Annotated in this window: 18 protein-coding genes and 2 pseudogenes; 11 read left to right on the top strand and 9 right to left on the bottom strand. The window is 60.5% G+C overall.

Translation table 11 applies throughout. From position 1 onward, the window contains the following. Positions 1-157: 157 nt before the first annotated feature. The 5 genes from DRB19_RS21160 to DRB19_RS21140 form a co-directional block, all read right to left on the bottom strand. Positions 158-1,114, bottom strand: coding sequence for an MBL fold metallo-hydrolase (locus tag DRB19_RS21160; protein WP_114188011.1), 957 nt, complete (start codon positions 1,112-1,114; stop codon positions 158-160). 178 nt (positions 1,115-1,292) lie between these two features. After that, a complete protein-coding gene (locus DRB19_RS21155) occupies positions 1,293-1,703 on the bottom strand; it encodes a response regulator transcription factor (protein ID WP_210207506.1) in 411 nt (136 codons plus the stop codon). A gap of 91 nt (positions 1,704-1,794) precedes the next feature. After that, complete coding sequence (locus DRB19_RS21150; protein WP_114188040.1) at positions 1,795-2,439, bottom strand: response regulator transcription factor; 645 nt, start codon at positions 2,437-2,439, stop codon at positions 1,795-1,797. A gap of 101 nt (positions 2,440-2,540) precedes the next feature. Beyond that, complete coding sequence (locus DRB19_RS21145; protein ID WP_114188010.1) at positions 2,541-5,699, bottom strand: PAS domain-containing protein; 3,159 nt, start codon at positions 5,697-5,699, stop codon at positions 2,541-2,543. A gap of 285 nt (positions 5,700-5,984) precedes the next feature. Next, a complete protein-coding gene (locus DRB19_RS21140; protein ID WP_114188009.1) occupies positions 5,985-6,611 on the bottom strand; it encodes a TetR/AcrR family transcriptional regulator in 627 nt (208 codons plus the stop codon). A gap of 301 nt (positions 6,612-6,912) precedes the next feature. On the opposite strand from DRB19_RS21140, the gene DRB19_RS21135 reads away from it, so the two are divergent. The 4 genes from DRB19_RS21135 (at position 6,913) to DRB19_RS21120 (ending at position 10,913) form a co-directional block, all read left to right on the top strand. Further along, on the top strand, positions 6,913-7,947 hold the full coding sequence (locus DRB19_RS21135; RefSeq protein WP_114188008.1) for an HlyD family secretion protein: 1,035 nt from the start codon (positions 6,913-6,915) through the stop codon (positions 7,945-7,947). Continuing rightward, positions 7,944-9,716 carry a DHA2 family efflux MFS transporter permease subunit gene (locus tag DRB19_RS21130; protein ID WP_162815792.1) on the top strand — a complete coding sequence of 591 codons (1,773 nt, stop codon included), beginning with the start codon at positions 7,944-7,946 and terminating at the stop codon, positions 9,714-9,716. Before DRB19_RS21135 ends, DRB19_RS21130 begins: the two co-directional genes overlap by 4 nt. Before the next feature lie 71 nt (positions 9,717-9,787). Further along, on the top strand, positions 9,788-10,441 hold the full coding sequence (locus DRB19_RS21125; RefSeq protein WP_162815791.1) for a TetR/AcrR family transcriptional regulator: 654 nt from the start codon (positions 9,788-9,790) through the stop codon (positions 10,439-10,441). Beyond that, positions 10,434-10,913 carry a hypothetical protein gene (locus DRB19_RS21120; RefSeq protein WP_162815790.1) on the top strand — a complete coding sequence of 160 codons (480 nt, stop codon included), beginning with the start codon at positions 10,434-10,436 and terminating at the stop codon, positions 10,911-10,913. The genes DRB19_RS21125 and DRB19_RS21120 overlap by 8 nt, the downstream gene beginning before the upstream one ends. 60 nt (positions 10,914-10,973) lie before the next feature. Here DRB19_RS21120 and DRB19_RS21115 read toward each other — a convergent pair whose 3' ends face one another. Next, on the bottom strand, positions 10,974-11,636 hold the full coding sequence (locus DRB19_RS21115; protein WP_114188005.1) for a DUF2585 domain-containing protein: 663 nt from the start codon (positions 11,634-11,636) through the stop codon (positions 10,974-10,976). Positions 11,637-11,679: 43 nt separating this feature from the next. After that, the gene (locus DRB19_RS21110; protein ID WP_245439712.1) at positions 11,680-12,783 is read right to left on the bottom strand and encodes an alpha/beta hydrolase; all 1,104 of its coding nucleotides are present in this window, start codon (positions 12,781-12,783) and stop codon (positions 11,680-11,682) included. 1,098 nt (positions 12,784-13,881) lie between these two features. Between DRB19_RS21110 and DRB19_RS21100 the strand changes: the two genes are divergently transcribed. Then, positions 13,882-14,853, top strand: a complete 972-nt coding sequence (locus DRB19_RS21100) for an MBL fold metallo-hydrolase (protein ID WP_114188003.1) — start codon at positions 13,882-13,884, stop codon at positions 14,851-14,853. 205 nt (positions 14,854-15,058) lie between these two features. Beyond that, positions 15,059-15,580 (top strand): L-2-amino-thiazoline-4-carboxylic acid hydrolase, encoded by a 522-nt coding sequence (locus DRB19_RS21095; RefSeq protein WP_114188002.1) that lies wholly within the window; start codon positions 15,059-15,061, stop codon positions 15,578-15,580. 701 nt (positions 15,581-16,281) lie between these two features. Here the strand turns inward: DRB19_RS21095 and DRB19_RS21085 are convergent. Continuing rightward, positions 16,282-16,404, bottom strand: a pseudogene (locus tag DRB19_RS21085) (IS6 family transposase); the annotation flags it as partial. Position 16,405: 1 nt separating this feature from the next. Continuing rightward, positions 16,406-17,049 (bottom strand): annotated as a pseudogene (locus DRB19_RS30610) (DUF3095 family protein); the annotation flags it as partial. A 169-nt stretch (positions 17,050-17,218) separates the two neighbouring features. Here DRB19_RS30610 and DRB19_RS21075 point away from each other — a divergent pair. The 5 genes from DRB19_RS21075 to DRB19_RS21055 all read left to right on the top strand — a co-directional run bounded on the left by DRB19_RS21075 (position 17,219) and on the right by DRB19_RS21055 (position 21,630). Beyond that, positions 17,219-17,929, top strand: a complete 711-nt coding sequence (locus DRB19_RS21075; protein ID WP_114188001.1) for an IS6 family transposase — start codon at positions 17,219-17,221, stop codon at positions 17,927-17,929. A gap of 395 nt (positions 17,930-18,324) precedes the next feature. Next, positions 18,325-18,726 (top strand): cupin domain-containing protein, encoded by a 402-nt coding sequence (locus DRB19_RS30085; RefSeq protein ID WP_162815789.1) that lies wholly within the window; start codon positions 18,325-18,327, stop codon positions 18,724-18,726. A 146-nt stretch (positions 18,727-18,872) separates the two neighbouring features. After that, positions 18,873-20,630 carry an adenylate/guanylate cyclase domain-containing protein gene (locus DRB19_RS21065; protein WP_114187999.1) on the top strand — a complete coding sequence of 586 codons (1,758 nt, stop codon included), beginning with the start codon at positions 18,873-18,875 and terminating at the stop codon, positions 20,628-20,630. A 154-nt stretch (positions 20,631-20,784) separates the two neighbouring features. Continuing rightward, complete coding sequence (locus DRB19_RS21060) at positions 20,785-21,087, top strand: hypothetical protein (RefSeq protein WP_114187998.1); 303 nt, start codon at positions 20,785-20,787, stop codon at positions 21,085-21,087. A 42-nt stretch (positions 21,088-21,129) separates the two neighbouring features. Next, positions 21,130-21,630, top strand: coding sequence for a GNAT family N-acetyltransferase (locus tag DRB19_RS21055; protein ID WP_114187997.1), 501 nt, complete (start codon positions 21,130-21,132; stop codon positions 21,628-21,630). Positions 21,631-21,875 lie beyond the last annotated feature (245 nt).

The raw sequence follows: 21,875 nt of genomic DNA, 5'->3' as shown, positions 1-21,875 counted from the left end.
TTGACAGCGAAATAGAAGTCGGCCGGATCGATCCCGAGCAGAGCCCCTACACCGGCATGCTGCCGGAGCACAAGCCGGTGCGGCGCGGGCGCAGGATGATCGACCGAGTATTCAAACGTATACGGGCGGTCTGGTTCGGCCCTAACGTAACAAGCGGTCAGTACTCCCAGGGGGCCGGTACGCATCGGAAGACGTCGCCGTCGACCGCCACATGGCAGACGGACGGGAACGACAGGTGCGTGGCCACCAGCGACTCGCGCTTCGCCGCCAGCTCCCGCAAGAGTTGGACCCGGACGCGGGCCGCTTCCTCGGGGTCGTGTTCGAAGCCGTTGTACCAGTCGGGATGGTCGAACCCGACCTGGAACACGGCGTCGCCGGCGAACGTCAGCCGGTCGCCGCCGGACGCTAGGCGGACCACGCTGTGCCCGGGGGTGTGACCGCCGGTGCGAGTGACCATCACCCCTGGGGCCACCTCGTACTCCTGCTCGAACGGCCTCAACTGGCTGTCGTACTCGTTCAGGAACCGTTTGGCCGTCCGCCGAAGCGCGTCCGGGAAACCCGGCGGCATGGACACACGGGAGAAATCAGGCGCCTCCCAGAACTTGGCCTCGGCGGCTGCCACGTGGATCCTCAGGTCCGGACGCAGCCGGTCCCTCACTCCGTCGACGAGCAGCCCGCCCACGTGGTCCATATGGAGGTGGGTCAGCACCACGTCGGTCACGGATGCCAGATCGAGTCCGGCGGCCTCCAGTCGCTGAACCAACCGCCCGGCCCGCGGCAAGTCCGGAAACTCCATACCCATTCCGGCGTCGATGAGGATGGTCCGGCCACCACTCCGCACCACGACCACGTTCAGTGCCCACTCGAGCACGTCCGGCGGCAGGAACCTGTCCTCCAGCCATGACGACCGGACAGCCGGGTCGACATTGTGCCCCAACATTGCGCCGGGCAGCGATAGCACCCCATCGCTGATCACTATTACGTCAATCGCGCCGACTTTTAGCGCGTAGCGCGACGGAACCAACTCGGGCTCCGGTCTACCGTGGATGTACTTCGCGTTCACCTTGTCGGCACAGTGCTTGAGTGAGGGCTGTGAGGTGTTGTGCAAGTTCATGGTTGTCTCCTGCTGACCGCCGAACCCGCGACCGAATCTATGGAGGTGTTGGAAGCATGCCTGCCTCCCGGAGATCCTTCTATTGAGCCAGCGGCGTAGATGACCACTCGGAACGTCTATGATGCCTATACCGAGGTTTAGGTCCGGCCTTGGAGGTGGCGCCGGACCTTGCCGGTTTCTAGCTGCCTGACGGGCCTTCTTCATCTTCACCTGGGATCTGCCTGCCCGGCAGCGCGGTCTTGAGGCTCTCAAGGAGGACGTCGTCGGTAACCGGCTTTGTGAGATATGCGTGCGCCCCGCTCTCGAGTGCCCGGCTCCGAACCAAGGGGTCGTTCATGGAGGTCACGATGATCACCGGCAGGGTCGAGCCGGCTGCTTTAAGATGCTGGAGCAACTCCAGACCGTTCATGCCTGGCATTCGAATATCGGTGATGAGACAGTCGAAGCGATTGGGTGCATCGGCGGCCAGGAAGGCTTCGGCCCGGTCGAAGGCTTGGCAGGAATAACCCATAACCAGAAGGAGATCGGAGAGGGCATCACGGATGGCCTCCTCGTCATCCACGACCGCGATGACTGGCGGATTGAACAAGTGGGTGACCTTTGCTGCTGCGGCCTGTCAGGCCGACTTCGCAAGGCTGCGCTGAATCATTCCACTTGGAAACCATACCGAGGTCTAGGATTCACGCCTTATCGCGTAGGTCGCCGGGCAGCGTCTCCCAGGCGCGGATCAGCTCGCCGACGGACGCCGCCTGCATCTTGCGCATGACATTGCCGCGATGAAGCTTGACCGTGATCTCCTTGATGCCGAGATCAAAAGCGATCTGTTTGTTGAGCCGGCCGCGCGTCACTTCGCGCAGGACCTGCCGCTCACGGAGGGTCAGGGTCGCAAACCGGTCAAGGTGTTTCCTGGCGCGACGGGCATCCGCCATCTGTGCGATATCCCGTTCGATAGCAAGTGTTACCGCATCAAGCAGGGTCTGATCGCGGACCGGCTTTGTGAGGAAATCGATGGCTCCGGCCTTCATGGCCTGGACCGTCATCGGAATGTCGCCATGGCCGGTGAGAAAGATGATCGGCTTCAGGTTGCCCTTCGCTGCCAGTTGCTGCTGAAGATCGAGGCCGCTTGCCCCGGGCATACGGACGTCGAGCACCAGGCAGCCGGGGCGGTCGGGAAGCTCAGAGTCCAGCAATTCGCGAGGCGACGCGAAACCAACCGCATCGAGGCCGACGGACTCCATGAGCTCCTGGAGCGCGGTCCTGACCTCCTCGTCGTCATCCACGATGAGAACCAGCGGGCGTTCAGCTTTGACGTCGGGCGTGTTCATGGGAATGCCTCCGAGTTCCACGAGGAAGGGAAGCGAGGGCCAAAGATGGTGACCGCCGTTGTCTCCATACTTCGCTCGCCGCCCGGCCACGCGCTTGCTCCCTATGACGGAGACAATGCGGGCGTCCGGGCGTCATGGTGACTTTTTACTTCAACTGGCAGCGTGAAGGTGAACGTCGCCCCCTGTGACTCGTTATTCTCGGCCCATAACCGCCCGCCGTGAGACTCGACAATCGATCGGCTGATTGCCAGCCCCATGCCCATGCCGTGTTCCTTCGTCGTGAAGAAGGGCTCGAACATCCTCTCCGGATCCTCGACACCAGGGCCGCGATCACTGATGTCGATTTGAACCACATCGTCCGATCGGTGCACACGGATGCCGAGAACTCTGTTGCCTGTGACTGAGTCCATCGCCTCCATGCCGTTGCGGATGAGATTGACGAGGACCTGCTGAACCTGGACGCGATCGAGCGCGATAGGCGGAAGGTCGCTTTCAACCTCAACATTCATGCGAATGCGGCGCCGGGCCGCCTCTTCGGCCATGAGGTTCTGTGCCTCGGCGATGACGCTGCCGAGCGCCGTGCTCGTCCGGCTCTCCACGGAGTGCTTGAACAGGGCGCGGATGTGGCTCACGACGTCGGCGGCGGCATTTGCATTACGAATGATGCGTTCCACGGTTTTCTGAGCGCGCTCGAGGTTCGGAGGGGTCGCCGAGAGCCAGCGCTGGCAGGCATTGGAGTTGGTGACGATCGCCGCCAAGGGTTGGTTCACCTCGTGTGCGATGGATGCCGAAAGCTCAGCAAGGCTTGCGGCCTGGCTTGCCCGGGCCAGGCTCTCCCGCGCCAGGCGCAACTCTTCCTGCGCTCGAACTTCACCGTCGATGTCGTGCGAGAGGCCAAACCACTGAACGATGCCTCCGCTCTCATCCCGGAGCGGCTCGGCACGGCCCGACATCCAGCGGTAAATCCCATCGGCCCGGCGCAGGCGATAGGTCAGGGCAAAACTCTCACCGGTGACGAGGGAGTGGGTAAGCGCTTCCGCCAGCCTGGCTTGGTCGTCGGGATGGAAGAGGGTCGCGATGGCAGCCAACAGTCGGTTCTTGCCCGGTCCCTGGAGGGCCCCGACATCCAAGCCACAGAATTCGATCAACCGCTTGCTGAAGAAAGTCGGCTCGCCCTCAGGGGATAGCCGCCAGAGCAGGCTCGGGACCATATCCACGAGTTGCGAAAGCTCCTGCCCGCGCTCGCGCAGCGCTTCCTGCGCACGCATCTCATCGTCGATGTCGATGGAAATCACGTACCATTGCACAATCGCCCCGCTTTGATCCCGCAGCGGTTCCGCGCGGCCATCAACCCAGCGGTACGCTCCGTCCGCCCGACGCATGCGGTATTTCATGGAGTAGGGTTCGCCGGTAGCCACCGAGTGGCGGACGGTCGCCAGCAGACGGTCTGAGTCATCGGGATGGACGAGGGTCTTGATGGCGGCCGCCAGCCGGCTCATGCCGGGCTTGTCCAATTGGGCCGGGCTCCCCAGACCAAAGAAGTCCAGCAACCGCTTGTTGAAGAAGGTCGGCTCACCTTCAGGTGTCAGACGCCTGATGTGGACCGGGACCATGTCCACGAGCTGAGACAGTTCCCGCTCCCGGTCACGCAAGGCCTCCTGTGCGGTCACCAAGTCGTCGATGTCGACGCTCACGCCGTACCACTGGACGATCTTGCCGGAGTCGTCACGCAACGGTTCCGCACGACTCTCGACCCAGCGATGACGGCCGTCGGATCGGCGTTGGCGATATCTCCCCACGAAGGACGTGCCCGTCTCGATCGAACGTGCGAGCGCCTGATCCACCACGTCCCGGTCCTCCGGATGAACGACCGTTAGGTACCGCGAGCCGTCAGGCGCGATCAAATCCTTCAACGTGATGCCGATGACATCCGTCGCCCGCTTGTTGAGATAGCACGGGATCCCTTCCGGGGTCGTACACCAGATGACAGCCGGCACGGCGTCGATCATCTGCTGAAGCTGCCGCTCGCTCCGCCGAAGCGCCTCCTGCGCTCGCATCTCATCGTCGACATTGAGAGAAACTCCGTACCATTGCACAATTGCTCCGTCTTGATCACGACGAGGCGCGACCCGGCACTCCGCCCACCGGTAGAGGCCATCTTTCTCCCGCCACCGAAACCGCATCACGCACCCGCCGCCGGTTTCGAAACAGTTCCATAACGTATGCTGCACCTCGGGAGCATCTTCGGGATGAATCAGCTCTCGTAGCAATGTTTCGATGCGCGGCTCTACGGAATCGTCGAAATTCGCGATGACGGAGCGAAAATGATCACGGTACTGCTTGTTGAAGTGAACGATCTCGCCCGTGGGCGTCGCGCTCCAGATGCGGACCGGCACGGCGTCGATCATCTGCCGAAGCTGCTGCTCGCTTTGCCGCAAGGCCTCGTCGGCACGCATCTGATCGTCGATGTCATGACAGAGCCCGTACCACTGGACGATATTGCCATCATGATCTCGCAGCGGCTCGGCGCGGCTCGACATCCAGCGGTAGATGCCATCGGCACAGCGCAGGCGATACCGCAACGCAAAGCTCTCGCCCGTGGCAAGGCACCGCTGGAGAGTGTCCCTGAACGCCGCCGCGTCGTCCGGATGGACGCACTCTATGACCGCCTCCAGTCGGCTCATACCGGGCTTGTCCGTATCCGCCACATCCAAACCGAGATAATCCACCATGCGCTTGTTGAAGAAGGTCGGCTCGCCGTCAGGTGTGAGACGCCAAACATGGCTCGGAACCATGTCCACGAGCTGGGAGAGTTCCCGCTCCCGATCGCGCAACGCCGCCTCGGCCCGCTTTTGGTCCTCAATGTCTATCGTTGTGCCGTACCATTGGGTAATGCGCCCCTGGCTATCGCGGGACGGGCGTCCTGAGATTCGGAACCAGCGATAGACGCCATCGACACACCTCAGGCGATGCTCGACGTCATAAGGATCGCCGGTTTCAAGGCAATGCCGCCACCGGGCGGCGACACGATCATAATCATCGGGATGGATGGCTCGACGCCAGCCGAACTCATCCTCATTCCCGGAAGGATTGAGGTCGACGGGTGCCTTGCCAAGGAACGCCAGGATACTTGGACTGACGTAAGTGAACCTTCCGGTGGCGTCAGCCGACCACGCGTGGCCGGGCATGCACTCGATAATTTGCAGCGCACGCATGGCATCGGGGATAGTTTCGGTCGGTGAGTGAGACGCTCTCGTCATCGGCTGCTCCTGCCGAACAAAGAAAGCCTGAGGCCTGTCAGTGCTGAATATAGCACCTGTTCCGATGTTTTGGGCAGGCGAACTCATGCTCCTACCCTGGACGCATCACGGAAGCGCATCTCTCTGACCTTTGAAATTATGTTGCCTAAACTACCCGAATGTGGCCATGCCACTTCGCATATGGCTTGGCTCGGCTCGCGCCAGCATGAATTGTGGGCATCGGTGACCCAGGAGACCCCAGGATCGGAGGTCCCGCTAAGGGAACACTCGAGATCGGAAAATATTCTATTTGTCTCGGCGAGGTCGAACGCCGTTCAAAAAGATCTCGACGGCGGAAGCGACCGCCTCTCGCACCTCTTGCTCCGACGGGGGTGGGCGGAGTCCGAGAACGACCTGCAGATGAAGGTTGTCGCGGATCATGCCGACGAAATGCCCGGCAACACGCAGGCAATCATCCGCCCGGATTTCCCCTCGTTCCTTGGCGCCTTCAAGCACCTCTGCGAGTTGGGACGCGGCTCGGCCCGGTCCTTGTTCATAGAACGACTTCACCAGATCAGGGAAGCGGTTGGCCTCGGTGACAGCAATCCGATAAACGCCAATCAAGGTGGGTGACATGTAAATGGCCATGAGCTGCCGACCGAACGCTGTCAGCGTCTCCTGCAGATCGCGTCCCTCGATCTGCTCAATCGCCAAGGTCGACAAAGCCCTGTCCGCGGTGCTTGTGACGATGGCTGAGAACAGGCCCTCCTTGTTGCCGAACTCACTGTAAATGTTGCGCTTCGAGCCACCGGCACGTTCGATGATCGCACCAATGCTGGTCGCTACGAACCCTTGTTCGAAGAAAACCTCGGCAGCCGCTTGTAGAAGGGCTTGCCGGCGGCCACTTGGCCGTCCTGTCTTTGCTGCACCCACAGGCTTCGAACCTCTTCTCCCGATAGATTCCCTGGATCGGTAACGCTCGTTACCACACTTGTCAATGGCAGCGCCGTCTTCTGTCTAACCTAAACTTCCGTTTAGTCGTCGTAGACCTATCGAGTGGATGCCCACGCCACCAGATTAATAGCGCGACGTCCGTTGAATGGTCATGCTCCAAGGCACTGCACTAACAGACTGCATCAAGAAGATTGAGCATGAGATCCAGGTGCTTAGATCCTCTTGACTGGTAACGCGCATTACCGTATTCGGCTGGTAACAACCATTACCGGAGGGCGCCATGGCGCGTCTCAGCAAGAAAAAGCGGATCGGCCTGTTGCTCTGCCTTGGCGCCGTGGTGGTTCCAGCTGCGGGATGGGCCTGGGCCCGCTCAGGCGACGAGACGTCGACGGACAACGCCTACATTCGCGGCGACGTGACCTCCCTCGCCCCGAAGGTCGCGGGCTACGTCACCGAGGTCGAGATCGAGGACAATCAAACGGTCCGGGCGGGCGACGTTTTGTTCCGGATTGACGATCGGGACTACCGGGCCCGGCTTGCGCAGGCTGTTGCTAATATTGAAGCGGCTCAGGCTCGTTTGACCAATGTCGATGCCGAGACTGAACTCCAGCATGCGCTCATCCGGCAGGCCGAAGCCCAGAAGCAATCGGCTGTGGCCGAGTTGAACCGCGCGACCAAAGCCTCCGGCCGCCACCGCCAGCTGATCCGCAGCAACGCTGTCAGCCAGGCCCAGATCGATGAGAGCGACGCGGCACGATTGCAAGCCGAGGCGGGCCTATCGGCGGCGGCAGCAACGGTTGAGGCTCAGCAGCGGCGTATCGCCGTCCTTGCTACGCAGCGCGAAGCGGCCGTGGCGGCCGTGGCGCAGGCCCAGGCGGCACGCGATCTTGCCCAGATCGATCTCGACAATACTGTGGTCCATGCGCCGGTCGGCGGTGTGATCGGCAACCGCCAAGTCCGCGTTGGCCGGCTGGTCGCGCCGGGCGGCGCCCTGCTCGATATCGTTCCAGTCGCCGATGTATGGATCGTGGCGAACTTCAAGGAAACCCAGCTCGAGCATATCCGGCCCGGTCAGCACGCCCGGATCACCGTCGATGGCTATCCGAATGAGGCGCTCGAAGGCGTGGTGGACAGCTTCGCGCCCGGGAGCGGGTCCGCCTTCAGCTTGCTCCCTGCAGACAATGCGACAGGAAACTTCGTTCGCGTCGTCCAGCGCGTTCCGGTCAAGATCCGGTTCGCCAACAATCCGTTGCCCGGCCGCCTCGTGCCCGGCCTGTCCGCGCGGGTCGAGATCACCGAAGGAAGCGGCTCGTGACCACGGCCGTCGTCGCCCTGCCGAGCCGCGACAAGCCTGCGACAGGAGTCCTTCTTGTTACAGGCATCGTGCTTGCCGCGCTGACGGAGGCGATCGCCAGCACCGTCCTGTCACTTGGGCGGGGCGATATCATCGGCGACACCTATGCCACGCCGGATGAGTTCGCCTGGCTCGATGTCGGATACACCGCTTGCAAGCTGATCGGGTTCATCGCTGCTCCTTGGCTTATGACACGGATCAATCCGCGTCGTCTGATTATCGGCTCAATCCTGATTATGGGCGCTGCCTGCGGTTTGGCCGCCCTCACCGCTCGGTTGGACCTACTGGTCGCGCTCCGCGTCATACAAGGCTTCTCCGGCGGCACCCTGCTTGTAGGAGGGCAGGCGATCATCTTTCTCGCCTATCCAAAATCTCACCAGCCGATCCTTCAGGCCCTGTTTGCGATGGGGTCGGTCGTCGCGCCCGCGACGATCGCCCCTGCCCTACAAGGCTGGTTGCTCGATACCCACTCCTGGACATGGATCTTCTTCAGCGTTGTTCCGGTAGCGCTAGCGGCCGCTGGCCTGCTCCTGATTGCGGACGGCCCAACGCCCGCGACAACCCCGCGCCGTCCGTTTGATTGGATCGGCTTTGTCCTGATCTCCGTCACGCTTTTCTGCTTCACCTATGTCTTCAGCCAGGGCAGCCGATGGGACTGGTTCGAGGAGCCACGCATTCTGTGGCTGACGGTGATCGGCACAGCCACCCTGCTGGCCTTTCTTGGCCAACAAGTCATGGCAAAGGATCAGGGCCTGCTTGATTTTACCTCGTTCCGGTCTGACGATTTCACCTTTGCCTTTGTCGTCAGCTTTGTTGCCGGCGCCGCTTTGTTCGGGAGCGCGTTCCTGATCCCTTCATTCGCCGTCTCCATCCTTGCGTTCACGCCGACCGATGCCGGCCTGCTCCTTTTGCCAAGTGGCGCCCTTTTTGTCGGAGCACTCCTTATCGCCGCCTTCCTCATACAGGTCCGCCGCGTTCCTCCGTTCGCCACGGTGCCCTTTGGAATCCTGCTGATCATGGTTGCGATGTGGATGCTGTCGGGCTCGACCAGCGAAAGCGGCGCGGACGACATGATGGCGGCCATCCTGTTGCGGGGCCTGGGTCTCGGCTTTCTGTTTCTGTCAATCACCCTGATCGCGTTCACCAATCTCAGCAGCCGCAATCTTGCGTCCGGGATTGGTCTCTTCAACTCGGGGCGTCAGCTTGGCGGCCTCATGGGAGTCGCCTGGCTCCAGACCCTGATCGACCATAACGTCGCTGGCAACGTCGCGGTGCTGGGCTCCCACGTCACCGCAGGCGTTCCTGCGGTCAGTGAGCGGCTGACGACGACAACAGCCATGCTGGCAGCAAAAGGAATGGACGCCGTGGCCGCCAGCCGCGCCGCCATGAGCCTGCTGGGCAGGGTCGTTACAGGTCAATCCACCGTGATCGCCTTCGATACGGCGTTCAATGCAGTGGCCCTGCTTTTTGTCGTCGCCGCGCCCGCGCTGATCGCGATCAAGGTCGGCCTTTCCCGATACGCAAAATCGCAGGCTGAACAGTCATCGGAGCCGGTTGTGTTGCAACCCCGGCCTCAGGTGAATCGAGAGCTGGACGAGATCCCGCTTCAGGCGGTTCCGCTAAACAGTGGAGCGCGATCAAACCGCGCTGAGCGTCCACGTCGACAACGATCTACCCACCGCGGGAAGCTCAGCTTGCAGTCCTGTGCCCCCTCCACGCAGGCCCCATGAGCATCCCGCCGGGCCCCGGCAGCGGTGCCGGGGCCCACCATCAACCACGTCACAGGTTTCAAGGATGTATCATGCACGGTAACATACCTCCCGCGGGTGACGGCCGTACCGCTGATCTTCGGAGCATCCTCAAGAAGCGTCAGATCCTCGACGGCGCCCGACAGGTCTTCCTCCTAAACGGCTATGCGGAAGCCAGCATGGACGAGATCGCCGTCCAAGCGGGAGTCTCGAAGGGTACGCTCTACAACCACTTCGACAGTAAGGATGATTTGTTCAGGTCGCTGATCGGCGCGGAAGCAGGGTGCATCATAAGGGAGCTGCCATCCCCCGATCTGGAGGATCCGAACTCAGCCGCTGCTCTGAGGCAGATCGGGATCGCAATTCTCAAGGTCATGGAAGCTCCAGCGACAGTGGCTACCCTGCGCCTGGTCATCGGTGCCCTCGGCCGTTTCCCACGTCTGGGCGAAGAGTTCTTCACGCAAACCCTTGGCCCGACGGTCGAACGGATTGCGGAGTACCTCGACATCCACGTGGCTGCCGGCAGCATCCAGATCCAGGACACCCATTCCACCGCGGAGCAGTTCGCGAGGTGGTGTTTGGCGCACGCGATGGAGCGTGTTCTCATGCCCAACCCGCCCTGCCAAATGGAGGCGGATTGCTCCGCTTGGGTAGAGCAGGTTCTGCGTGCCTTAAGCATCTCAACCGGGACGCATAAGCATGTATGATGTCCCGTTGGTTCCCGTTCACCGCCACCCTGTCGATCTCGGGCGGCATTCCCTCCGGCGCGCTCTTCCGCTGGCCGAACATACGGGTACTTTTCTATCCGCACGTATTCGAGTGAATGGCTGGCGTAGTGTGCTGGCCGCCGGATGCCTGGTCGCCTCATTGATTGTTGGCCCCTCCGTCGAGGCTGACGAGTTCGATCCTCTCACGGTCTTTGAGGAGGCAAGAGCCCTCAACGATCAATGGCAGGTCTGTGCTGCATCCGTCATAAGGGGAAGGCTTCAGGCGAACCAGACGGCAGAGCAACTTGCAGAGCAAGCGTTTGAGCGATGCCGTGCAAGACAGGATAGCTTAAACCGCTTCCTGGTCAAAAGAGTTGGAAGTCAGAGCGCCGGGAACGTGATAGCGCTCCTGCTCGAGAAGTACCAATCCGGCTTGATTGCTGCCATCGCCGAGCTGAGAACACGCGAGTAGGCCTGATCGGCTGACCGCTTAAAACATGAAGAAGTGTGGGTCAGCTTGATAGCAGGTTGGTCAGTTCCCCGCTTGCCACTGGTTGATGGCCTCGATGGGATAGATCAGCATGATGACGTTGAGGGTGAGATTGTCGCGGATCCAGTATCCGACGATTAGCTCCATGAGCAGAGCGACCATCACCGTCAGCCAGACGGGCCAGATCCGAGCGAGCCAGAAGCCAACGATCATGGCGCCAATGTCCATGACTGAGTTGATGACACTGTCGCCATAGTAGTCGAGAGCAATATTCGTCGCACGGTAGCGGTCGATAACCGTGTTCGTGTTCTCGGCCAGTTCCCAGGCGCATTCGATGCCGAGAGCCAGCAGGAACGCCACGCCCAGCGGCAGCGGCCGCCCTCGCACGATGCCGACGAGCCACGTGCCGCCATAAAACAGAAAGCCGTGAATAATGTGGGATGGGGTGTACCAGTCTGTCAGGTGCTGGGAATTGCCCGAATCCTTGACTGTCCCGTGCCAGACCTCGATTGTCCCGCAGGTGCAGATCGGCATCCGACCCATGGCAAGCAGGACGGCGGCCGTCAGCGCAATCAGACACAGGGTGAGACCGACATAAAGCGTGGTCCGCGTGCCAGCAGCCTTGGCCGCCCCGAGCGTAGGGGCGCGAATGCATGCATTCTCTGTTCCTCGCGATGAAGTATCTGTTCCTTGCGACGATGCCATCTGCCCCTGACCCAGCTTTAAGAGTGTTGATCGAATCGGCCGCTCACCGGTCGATTGGCTCTAGCGTCGAGGTCGCGGCTTTGAACACGAACACGCCTGGTCCAGCATAGCGCTTTCCGAGCGGGTCTTCGATCTGAGCCTGAAATTTTGAGTAGAGAGCGACCATTGCGGTAAAGCGCGCATGCCTGAAGCTGTCGGACGTCGTCAGTTCCGAGATGTCGACAACGCGGGCGCCATATCGCCTGGCCGCCGCCTGAACCCACGGATCGTGGACATCGTCGGCGCCGACACGCCGCCCCCCGGTGATGATGCGGGACAGGGTCAGAGCGGTGTCATCGCTCGATACGAGCAGCGTGAGAGGACGCGGAAGCCGACCGATGATCTCGAGCTGGTGTACCATGTCGACGACGTCGATATCGGGAGCGGCCAAAACGACATTCGAGAACTGCTCGAACATCGCTCGACGACGCTCGCGGCTCATTTTGGCCAGTGTCTCCATCGTCAGCCATCCTCCCATGCTGTGAGCAAGCAACACGACCCGCGCTCGCGGCCGCTCAGCCAGGATTTCGATGGTCCTCGCAAGACCGTCCGTCGATGCTCCCGCCGCCGCTAGGTCCGCGCTGTAGCTAAGCGGATTTCCATGGGACGGCCAGGCAAACAGCACCGCGACCCGATTATCGTGAGCATCTGCGGTAATCTGCGCGAGGCGATAAACTGTTTCCTGAAAGCTGTTATTATATCCGTGAACGAAAAGCCGAATGGACCGTCCATTGTTCTCCGCCCCGGCAATGCCGGATCGGAACTCAGCCTCCGAGAGGCGCGCCGCCTCGACGGTGACAAAATCGGTAGCCGGATCAGGCGGGTCACTTGGCCACTCGATCGCATCGGTTCGGTGTGTCGGTGGGATCGAGATCACGTACCGGGCGAAGCGAAGTGTCTGCGACTGGCCGCTGCTGAATGCAGTTGCCGATCCAGGCTCCGGCGTTCGCAGGGTCGCGACAAAAATGGTGACGATCTTGCTGCCGCGAACCACACCGGACGGCTGCAGCACTTCAGGTCCCGACCGCGAGGTGCAGGCGCTGAGCGCGACAATCACCAGGGCGACCAAGATCCAGCGAGCGGCGCATGCTTGCCCGATTCTGTTCATATGGCTCATCCGTGTTTCGCGGAGAACCACCTGCCGGCCTTCCCGATGCCATTTTGAACCGCATGCTTGGTGTTCGAGTTCATTGGAGCAAATGCCGCTCATGCGCTTCGTCGAACCTACATGCATTTTTCAATATCAGGCAGCGAGCGGCTATCTATCGAGAGGTCATCTTCTCCTATACCGAAGCATGGTGTGACCCTATTGCTTCGCTATGCATATCTAGTCCGACGTCTAGACGATTTATTCCTTAGCATAGCCCAACAGATGCTTGGGTAGGATAGGCGTGTGCGCCGCACTGCCGCTTTCTTCTCGCACGAACCACCTCAACTCAGATGTTGAGGTGCTCCGGTACCAGACGAGAAAGGACGTCAAGATAAGATATGAAGGTCCAAATAAGGGGTTGAAGTGGACCAACTTGCTTTTCGGCATAGGCTTGGCCTGCGCTGCATTCATGTTCGCTGAGCTACCTGTCGAGGCTTGGAATGCGGGAATCGTCGGCACGCTGATCGGGTGCTGCTCCGCTGCCGCGCTTCCCTTCCGGCCAAGCATGAATTCTTCACGGATGGAGAGCGGCCTGATGTACGCACCATCCATTCGATAGCGGGTTCATACTGTCTGATCAACAGCCGCTTGTTGCGCACCAGTACAGGTCGGAGGGCTCCAGATCATGTTCAATTGCCCAATGACGATTTGAATTTGTGCGAGGCCCGCATCAGCTGATGATGTGGATTGTGTTTTGCCTTGTGGGCTGATGCGATCTCAGGCGCATGATCTTTTCATTGCTATAGGCAAGCCCGGCGCCGCTCACGACCACCTGATGATCAGGTGGTTGTTGTCCAGGGTGAGCAGGCCGTTTGTAAGCGCTTCGGCCGCAGACGGCAGGTCTGCTGAATGATGGTTGAGGGGTGGGAGGCATTGTCTCCCATCACCTCGCTTTGATGAAGTATTGACCTCAAAGCCGCAACGCGACCCTGGAGGCTCACCCCCAAACCGACTGCTCACAAACCTCGCTGGCTGGTGTATATTGCGGCTGTTGCCTGTCGCGTCTGTCGTCCATGCCCACCCTTCCGTCGTCGGAAGGATTGAGGAGGCTCTCGCATGACCTATGTCCACCACCCCTATCTCTCGCGCCGCGGCTTCTGCCTGTGCTGTGTTGGCGCGACCACCTTCGCGGCCACGGGCGGTTGGCCCTCCCCAAGCGAGGTGTTTGCCCAAGCCAAAACCATCGTCGATAACATCCGGGCATCGGCCGCGGAAGCGTCGATCAAGATCCACAAGCTGAGAGGCAACGTCAACGTGCTCGAAGGCTCCGGCGGCAACATCGCCGTGCTCACCGGCTCCGACGGCAAGGTTCTGGTGGACGCTGGCATCACTGCGTCTCGTCCACGCATCCTGGAAGCCCTAGGAAGCCTCAGCAAGGATCCGGTCCGCTACCTGATCAACACCCACTGGCACTTCGATCATGCCGACGGCAACGAGTGGCTCAGGAAGGAAGGCGCCACCATCATCGCCCATGAGAATGCCCGCAAACATCTCGCAGAGGCTACGCGGGTCGAGGACTGGAACTTCAACTTCCCTCCCTCCCCGGCCGACGCCGTTCCGAGCGAGGTGGTCGCCACCGACAGAACCCTGAAGGCGAACGGTGCGACGCTTGCACTGAAGTACTACGGGCCGTCCCATACGGACGGCGACCTCTCTGTCACCTTCATGGAGGCGGATATCCTGCATACCGGCGATACGTACTGGAATGGGTTCTATCCGTTTATCGACTACTCGACCGGCGGCAGCATCGACGGGACGATCCGGGCCGCCGAGGCCAATCTGGCGGCGGCGCAGGACAACACGATCGTGATCCCCGGCCATGGGCCTCCGGCCAGCAACAAGACGGAGCTCAAGGCCTACCGCGACATGCTCGTCGACATCCGCGACAAGGTGGCTGCCCTCAAGAAACAGGGCCGGTCGCTGGATGACACCATCGCAGCCAAGCCGACCGCTTCCTATGACGCCAAGTGGGGCCAGTTCGCCGTGAACCCCAGCCTGTTCACCAAGCTCGTCTACATGGGCATCTGATCCGCGGGAACACGAAACAGGACCATACAGTCAACCAGGAGAACTCCAATGACAGACCGTCCACCCTACCACGAGCCTCCAGTCAGAGTTTGTGCTGTCGCCAATGTCGACCTCCTGATATTCTGGCTCATGCGCGAGCGGGTTCGCCAGTCTCGGCTGCCTGGTCGGGTTGGCTGGTTCGATCTGAAACAGCACGAGCGGAAAGATGAATGAAACACCGACACTGACGAAGCGCCGCCTGCAGGCTCAGGTCATCGGGCCGATCTACGAGGAGATGGTCCGCCAACTCGGCGAGGAGAAAGCGGCCGAGATCCTCGACGCCGCCATCCGCAAGGCCGCAATCGCCGAAGGCCAGTACTTCGCCCAACGGGCTCCCGAGGGGCAAACGTCCATGAGGGACTTCATCGCCTTGTATAACCTTTGGACGTCCGACGGCGCCCTTGAGATCGACGTGCTGGAGGCCAGCGACACCAAGTTCGACTTCAACGTCACCCGCTGCCGTTACGCTGAGATGTACAAGGAAATGGGACTTGGTGAAATTGGGCACCTCCTGTCCTGCAATCGAGACGGCACGTTCTGCGAGGGATACGATCCGAACATGACGCTGCAGCGTGACCAAACGATCATGGCCGGAGCCCCATGCTGTACCTTCCGCTACACCTACAAGGGGCCTGACGTGAAGTCAGGACCGGCGCCGCGGCTACACATGCATACGCCGGACCTGTAAAGACAGTTCGCGGCCGCGGCGGGCAGACATTGCCATTGACAGGAGGTACCCCCGAGCTGCCGGCCGAGAGAGCATGATCCAGACCACCTCTTGCGGAGCGAATGAGTGCGTTCCCGCAATCTACTTCCTGCAATCACGCCATTTGCCCTGTCTGTTCCTTCGCCCTACTGATACATCAGCCATGCATTACGGGTATAATAAACTCGGTTGTAGGGGCAGAACGCGAAGCCCCGTATGTGAGTATTGAACGGCACGGTCTTGCATGAAAGCCTCTCTATGCGGGACCGTGCCGCCTTTTCGAGATGCATTTGGCGGAGATCTCTCCCGACATTGTCGCACTTGGCATCACACTGTTCTCGCTGCTCCGGCGCCGATAAGCGCTTCTGCACTAAACCGACGTGCGATGCGGTAATGATGTTGAGGGGGGCGGGTGAGTTGAGTGGGCCTCGATCAGGCGAAGTCCGGTCTCAATGAGGATAGCGTGACGTCCTCCACCTCGTGAGGAGTGACCCGGTGCAGAACGGCAACGACCTCCGAGTCGTGCTCAATGCTCTGAAGCTGTCCGAGCCGGGTGGCAAAGAGCCATGAGCGAACGACGTGATTATACAGGTACGGCTTTCATCTCTGTCGGGCGTACTCGAGCGCGTGATCAACGATTGGCGTCCCGGGAACCGAGACACCGGGGACGACTCTGCTATCGGTCGGATCCGCTTCTCGTTCTCTGGGGCATAGCGCTGAACCCAACGAAAGATCGTGGATGGATCAACGGTGACACCACGTTCCTGCATCATCTCGGCAAGGTCGCGGTGGCTGATGCCGTACTTCCCGCTTGGCACCCCCAGCAAAGACTTCCGGACTGGTATGATCATGAGGCTCGACCAATAGCGACAGTATATCGCCCTGCTGGCTGGGAAGGGGCGTCCAGTCACAGGTCAGCCCGGTCAGGTCCGGCTGCGTGGTGTGCTTACCCGGCTTGACGAGATACCGCTCGTTCTTGATCTGCTGCTCCGCCCATTTCAGCCCGCCCCGGCGAACATCGCATAGGTCGCGCTTGCCGAGACCGCGTATCGGGCAATCCTCACGTCGCGTCCGCGGGAGCGGATGTCGCGCACCGACAGCAGCCCTATACGAAGAGTGAGACCAAGACTGGCTCTGGCAAAAGCCGCAACCTGTTGGAGAGCCGAGGTCGCGACCATGAGGCCCTGTGGCGGCAAAGCAAAGGCAGCTCCGTCGCCCCGAAACACAAAAGGAAAGTCGAACGTACCCCAGGCATTGCCAAGAGCGGCAATCACGGAGGCGCCTGCGTAGTTGACGTCTTTATAACGCCCCGCCTTGACGGCTGAGGTCGAGTCGACAACGTCCGTTATCCCGATGAGCCAGTCGTCAGGCAGTGCCTCGTAGATGGACGGGTCGAGCACGAGTGAAAACTCACTATACGCCTGGAGGCGGTGTGTCGGGCTGTTGACCATTGCGTGTCCTCCAGTTCAGGGCGCACCTGCAAACGTAGTGTCGCGCCTTGCCAATGGGGTGCAGGTGTCCGATGCGCCCCGTCCGAGGGAGCCGAGCCTACCTCGTCGGCAGGCCCGGCGGCACCGTCAAATTAACCCGAAGGTGACCGGATCGGGGCATACGTGAGAAATGACACCGCTTCGCCATTCCCGCTTTGCTCGCCACCGCTTTCCGGCTGAAGTGATCAGCTACGCCGTCTGGCTGTACTTCCGGTTTCCGTTGAGCCTGCGCATGGTCGAAGAGCTGCTCGCAGCCCGCGGTATCCTGGTCAGTCATGAGTCGGTGCGGCAATGGGCGATGAAGATTGGCCAGAGCTTTGCCAAGCAGATCCGCCGGCGTTTGCCCGCATCCGGAGACAAATGGCATCTTGATGAGGTTGCGATCAGCATCGCCGGCAAGAAGCATTGGTTGTGGCGCGCCGTTGACCAGCACGGGGCCGTGCTCGATATCCTGGTTCAGAGCCGCCGCAATGCCAAAGCAGCCAAACGCTTGCTGCGGAAGCTGCTCAAGAAGCAGGGGATCGCTCCTCGCGTAATGATCACCGACAAACTGGCCAGCTATGCCGCTGCAAAGCGAGAAGTCATGCCCGGCGTCGAGCATCGGCAGCATAAGGGCTTAAACAATCGCGCGGAAAACAGCCATCAGCCGACCCGACGACGGGAGCGGATCATGAAGCGCTTCAAGTCAGCCGGTCAGGCCCAACGCTTTCTCTCAGTCCACGATCAGGTAGCAAACCTCTTCCGCCGCTCTACCCACTCCAAGGCCGCTGATCATCGCCGTGCCCGAGCTCGGGCGTTCCAGGCCTGGACTGAGATAACCGGCGTCGTGACTGTCGCCTGATCCAGCCTCAAACCAGGGTTCGCGTATCCTTCTCCGACAACTTGACGGTACCCATCTGTACCCCGGTCGGCATCACCCGGTAGGGCGCAGGGCGACAATCCCCGTCATCGCAGCAATTCCTTCCGGCTCTGTCCCTCAGGGGCGAGTAGATGTCCAGAAGAGCAGATCGCCGGTCAATTTCACCCATGGTCTCCTCCATGTATGACCCATCACCGTCCAAGGGACGCAGGCGGCATCAACGATTCCATTCCTCATCGGCTAACTTGTCAAAGTTAAATCCCCCACGGGCGGGGTTCACGTGGCAGGCTCTGTCGATCCAGAGTGGCTCGAAGGAGGTCAGCAACGATGGCTGCGTTCGTGCTATAATGCTCCTCCCTCACAGGGAGGAGCACGATATGAAGAGCATCGTTCTCGGAGCCGCCTGTGCGTGTGTCGCCTTATCTGCCCAAGCGCAACAGCAAGCATCACCCTCACCCTTTATCCTCAAGGAGGTCACCACCAACTTCCCGAAGGCGGACCGGCTTGAGGCGCCGGTTGAGACCGCAACCCTCGAACCGGGGAAGATCGGCGGGTGGCACACCCATCCGACCCCTGTTGTGGTTTACGTGATCGAGGGCACGTCAACCGTCGAGATCAAGGGAAAGGACCCGATTGTCACCAAGGCGGGTGAGGCATACCTGGAGCCGATCAACACGGTCATGCGCGCGACCAACACGGACCAGACGCCCTTGAAGTTTGTCGCATTTCAGGTGAGCCCACCCGAGGTCCCTGACTCGCAACCCGCACCAGAGAACTGAGGATCGCAGGAGTTGAAGACCCGTTCCGGCGGGTCTTTTCATGATGGTCTCGCTGAAGCTTGACAGTCAAAGGGCTGCCCAGTGCAGGCCGAGGCTGGACACCTCACCCGCATCGGAATCCTTTCCGGAACCGCACCGAGGGTCCCATGGCTCGGAAGGAGCATAAGATCGAGCGGCGACTGGCAGCGATCTTCGCGGCTGACGTGGCAAATTATTCGCGCCTGATGGAGCAGGATGAGGTCGGAACTCTCCACGCTCTGACGGCTCATCGTCAGATCATGAGCCGCCTTATCGCCGAGCATGGTGGGCGGATCGCCAATACGGCTGGCGATAGCGTCCTGGCCGAGTTTCCGAGTGCCGTTGATGCGGTCCAGTGTGCCATTGCGGTGCAGGCGGCACTTGCACAGGCCAACCTGGATATCCCTGACGAGCAGCGTGTCCGGTTTCGGCTCGGGGTCCATGTTGGAGACGTGATGGTTCAAAACGGCGATCTGATGGGCGACGGGGTCAATATTGCGGCTCGGCTGGAGAGCCTTGCTGAGCCAGGGGGTGTGTGCATTTCAGGCACAGCGCATGCCTTTGTCAGAAAAGTCCTGCCTCTGGCCTACAATGATCTTGGTTCACATGTCGTCAAGAACATGGAAGAGCCGGTTCAGGTTTATCATGTCGCCGATCCCACTATCATGGAGCACAAGCAGAGGCGTGGCAAAGAAGCATCCCGAAGCGATGGCGGCAGGTTGACGATTGCTGTCATGCCATTCGCTAATTTGAGCGATGATCCGGCACAGCAGTATTTCAGCGACGGCATCACCGAGGACATCATCACTGATCTGTCCCGCTTTCATGAGCTTACTGTCAGGGCGAAAAGCTCCACTTTTGGGTGGCGCGACCGAAATGTGGACGGATGGCAGCTAAAGCAGGAGCTTGGCGTTGACTACATCGTCGAGGGAAGCGTTCGTCGCCTGGGTGACCGGCTTCGGATTACAGCCCAACTGACTGATGCCATCTCCGGCAATCATCTTTGGTCTGAACGCTTCGACCGTACCCAACAGCATATCTTCGCGATCCAAGACGAGATCGTTCGTGTCATTGTTGCGTCCTTGGTGGGGCGGCTTGGAGCAGCAGGTGCCGAGCGCGCGAAGCGCAAGCCACCTGCGAGTCTGGCCGCTTATGAGTGCGTTCTGCATGGGCGCTCACTCCCCGTGGTTGAGCCCGAGGCTGAGGCGGAGGCCCGCCGCCTCTACGAGAGGGCTCTTGAGCTTGATCCAAACTACGCTCAGGCCCATGCACGGCTTGCCTACCTGCTCACCCTTGAGTGGTGGTGGGAGATGAGCTTATCGCAGTCTCTGTTGGATCGCGCCCTGGGACTTGCAAAGAAGGCCGTTGCCTTAGATCAGCATGACAGGGTCTGCCACGACATCCTGGGTTGGGTGTATCTGCACTGGAAAGCCTTCGATCTTGCCGAGCAGCACAAGCTGCGGGCGCTTGAACTCAACCCGTGTGATCCGGAGCAGATCGCTGGCATGGGCGTCCTCTACACGTTCTTGGGGCGGGCCGATGAAGGCATCGCTTGGCTTGAGCAGGCCAAGCGGATCGACCCCTATTTTGATCCGGCATGGTGGTGGAACATGGTTGGAGTGGCTCATTTTGTAGCCTCCCGATATGACGAGGCCCTCGCGGCGTTTCGTCGTTCTTCATCAACACCGGTCTGGGCTCATGCCTATCAGGCTGCATGCTGCGCGCTCCTGGGCCAGATGGATCGCGCCCGTGATCATGCAGCGGAGGTGCTTAATCGGACACCTGACTTCTCGCTGACCTGCCTTGCTACGAAAGAGTTGCTTAAACGCCCTGAGGATACGCAGCGCCTCGTCGAGGGCATGCAAGCGGCAGGGCTACCTGAGTAAGCTCAACGCTTTGTGAGGTTTATCGTAACAGCCGCTCCTCTCCGCTCACTCGCGACCGTCCGCTCCCGATAGGATAGGTTATTGGTTATGTTAACGCTCCGCATTTTGGTCAGTCAGTTGGACCGGCTCTGCTGGATGAATCGCGGAAGTTGGCATGCTTGAAGACAATCTGGGTGCCATCACCTCGCACAAGCATCACCGTGAAGTTGTCGAATGGCCCGAGATGGACTGCGGCTCGATGAACGGCTTCGAACTGGCTCGACAGGCCCGCGATTGCTGGCCGCGCATCAGCATCGTGTCCGGTCGCGCCGCACCGGCTCACGGCGATCTGCCCGAGCAGGCGGTGTTTATCGCCAAGCCCTACCGGCCCGCTGCGATCTGTGGACCACGAGGCCAGGACCTCCGCCTAAAGCACCGGTGCATCGGCGCAATTAAGCGAATCTGCGCTATAAGGTAGGATCTGCCACTCGGCAGTTGCTCCCTTTGGGAGGGCCGCTTCATGGAAATCCACGCAATCAGTTCTCTGCCTGACTTTGAAGAGGCGCATGCGCTCATCAATGCCATGGGCACATGGGACGCCGAACAGTCTCGCAGGTTCGGCGTGCCCGATGTTGAATTGATGGAATACATCTACGGACACACTGTAGAAACTCTGATGGAAAAGTTCAGCCAACGCGGCGCGGCATTCTTCTTGGCCCGCGTGGACAAAGATGTTGCCGGGTGCGCTGGCTATTCGAGGTCAAATGACGGGATTGCCGAATTACAGAAAATGTACGTTCGCGCCGAGGCAAGAGGCAAAGGCGTTGCGAAGGGCCTTATGACCGCCTGCTTAGAGAGAATGCGCGATGACGGATACGCAGGCGTGCGATTGGAAACCGTCACGTTCATGACCGACGCCATAGCGCTGTACGAGGCCTTTGGCTTCACCCGCAGCAGCCCTTTCCGGGCGGTTCCGTTAAGCTTGCAGCCCATCACGATTTTCATGGAGAGGAAGCTCTAAGGACCCAGTCTTGGGCGAACCGTCTTCCTGCCAAGCGACCGGCGCTATGGAGCCAATGACGGTTCTTTTTGCAAAGAAGTCGGAGTTTCCGTGCCAGCCGCACCGAGAAAGCGCCTTCGCCTATCAGAAGGTGATTTCCCCATTCCTACCGATCTCATTTTAGAGATCTGTGGAATCAAGCCGAAGTGCGACGGTTGGCGGGCATCGGTCCCCGGTCGGTCAGGGACTTCCGGGGCGGAGCTGAT

This window comes from Microvirga aerophila, assembly GCF_003332305.1.
GTDB lineage: Bacteria > Pseudomonadota > Alphaproteobacteria > Rhizobiales > Beijerinckiaceae > Microvirga > Microvirga aerophila.
The sequence above is the reverse complement of the archived record's forward strand: the minus strand, read 5'-3'. Positions and strand labels throughout refer to the sequence as shown.

Coding starts and splice junctions, on each gene's coding strand:
- DRB19_RS21120 (WP_162815790.1), top strand. CDS start 10,434: ATGTATGATGTCCCGTTGGTTCCCGTTCACCGCCACCCTGTCGATCTC.
- DRB19_RS21100 (WP_114188003.1), top strand. CDS start 13,882: ATGACCTATGTCCACCACCCCTATCTCTCGCGCCGCGGCTTCTGCCTG.
- DRB19_RS21150 (WP_114188040.1), bottom strand. CDS start 2,439: ATGAACACGCCCGACGTCAAAGCTGAACGCCCGCTGGTTCTCATCGTG.
- DRB19_RS21060 (WP_114187998.1), top strand. CDS start 20,785: ATGCTTGAAGACAATCTGGGTGCCATCACCTCGCACAAGCATCACCGT.
- DRB19_RS21110 (WP_245439712.1), bottom strand. CDS start 12,783: ATGAACAGAATCGGGCAAGCATGCGCCGCTCGCTGGATCTTGGTCGCC.
- DRB19_RS21095 (WP_114188002.1), top strand. CDS start 15,059: ATGAATGAAACACCGACACTGACGAAGCGCCGCCTGCAGGCTCAGGTC.
- DRB19_RS21145 (WP_114188010.1), bottom strand. CDS start 5,699: ATGACGAGAGCGTCTCACTCACCGACCGAAACTATCCCCGATGCCATG.
- DRB19_RS21065 (WP_114187999.1), top strand. CDS start 18,873: ATGGCTCGGAAGGAGCATAAGATCGAGCGGCGACTGGCAGCGATCTTC.
- DRB19_RS21135 (WP_114188008.1), top strand. CDS start 6,913: ATGGCGCGTCTCAGCAAGAAAAAGCGGATCGGCCTGTTGCTCTGCCTT.
- DRB19_RS21160 (WP_114188011.1), bottom strand. CDS start 1,114: ATGAACTTGCACAACACCTCACAGCCCTCACTCAAGCACTGTGCCGAC.
- DRB19_RS21125 (WP_162815791.1), top strand. CDS start 9,788: ATGCACGGTAACATACCTCCCGCGGGTGACGGCCGTACCGCTGATCTT.
- DRB19_RS21055 (WP_114187997.1), top strand. CDS start 21,130: ATGGAAATCCACGCAATCAGTTCTCTGCCTGACTTTGAAGAGGCGCAT.
- DRB19_RS21115 (WP_114188005.1), bottom strand. CDS start 11,636: ATGGCATCGTCGCAAGGAACAGATACTTCATCGCGAGGAACAGAGAAT.
- DRB19_RS21075 (WP_114188001.1), top strand. CDS start 17,219: ATGACACCGCTTCGCCATTCCCGCTTTGCTCGCCACCGCTTTCCGGCT.
- DRB19_RS30085 (WP_162815789.1), top strand. CDS start 18,325: ATGAAGAGCATCGTTCTCGGAGCCGCCTGTGCGTGTGTCGCCTTATCT.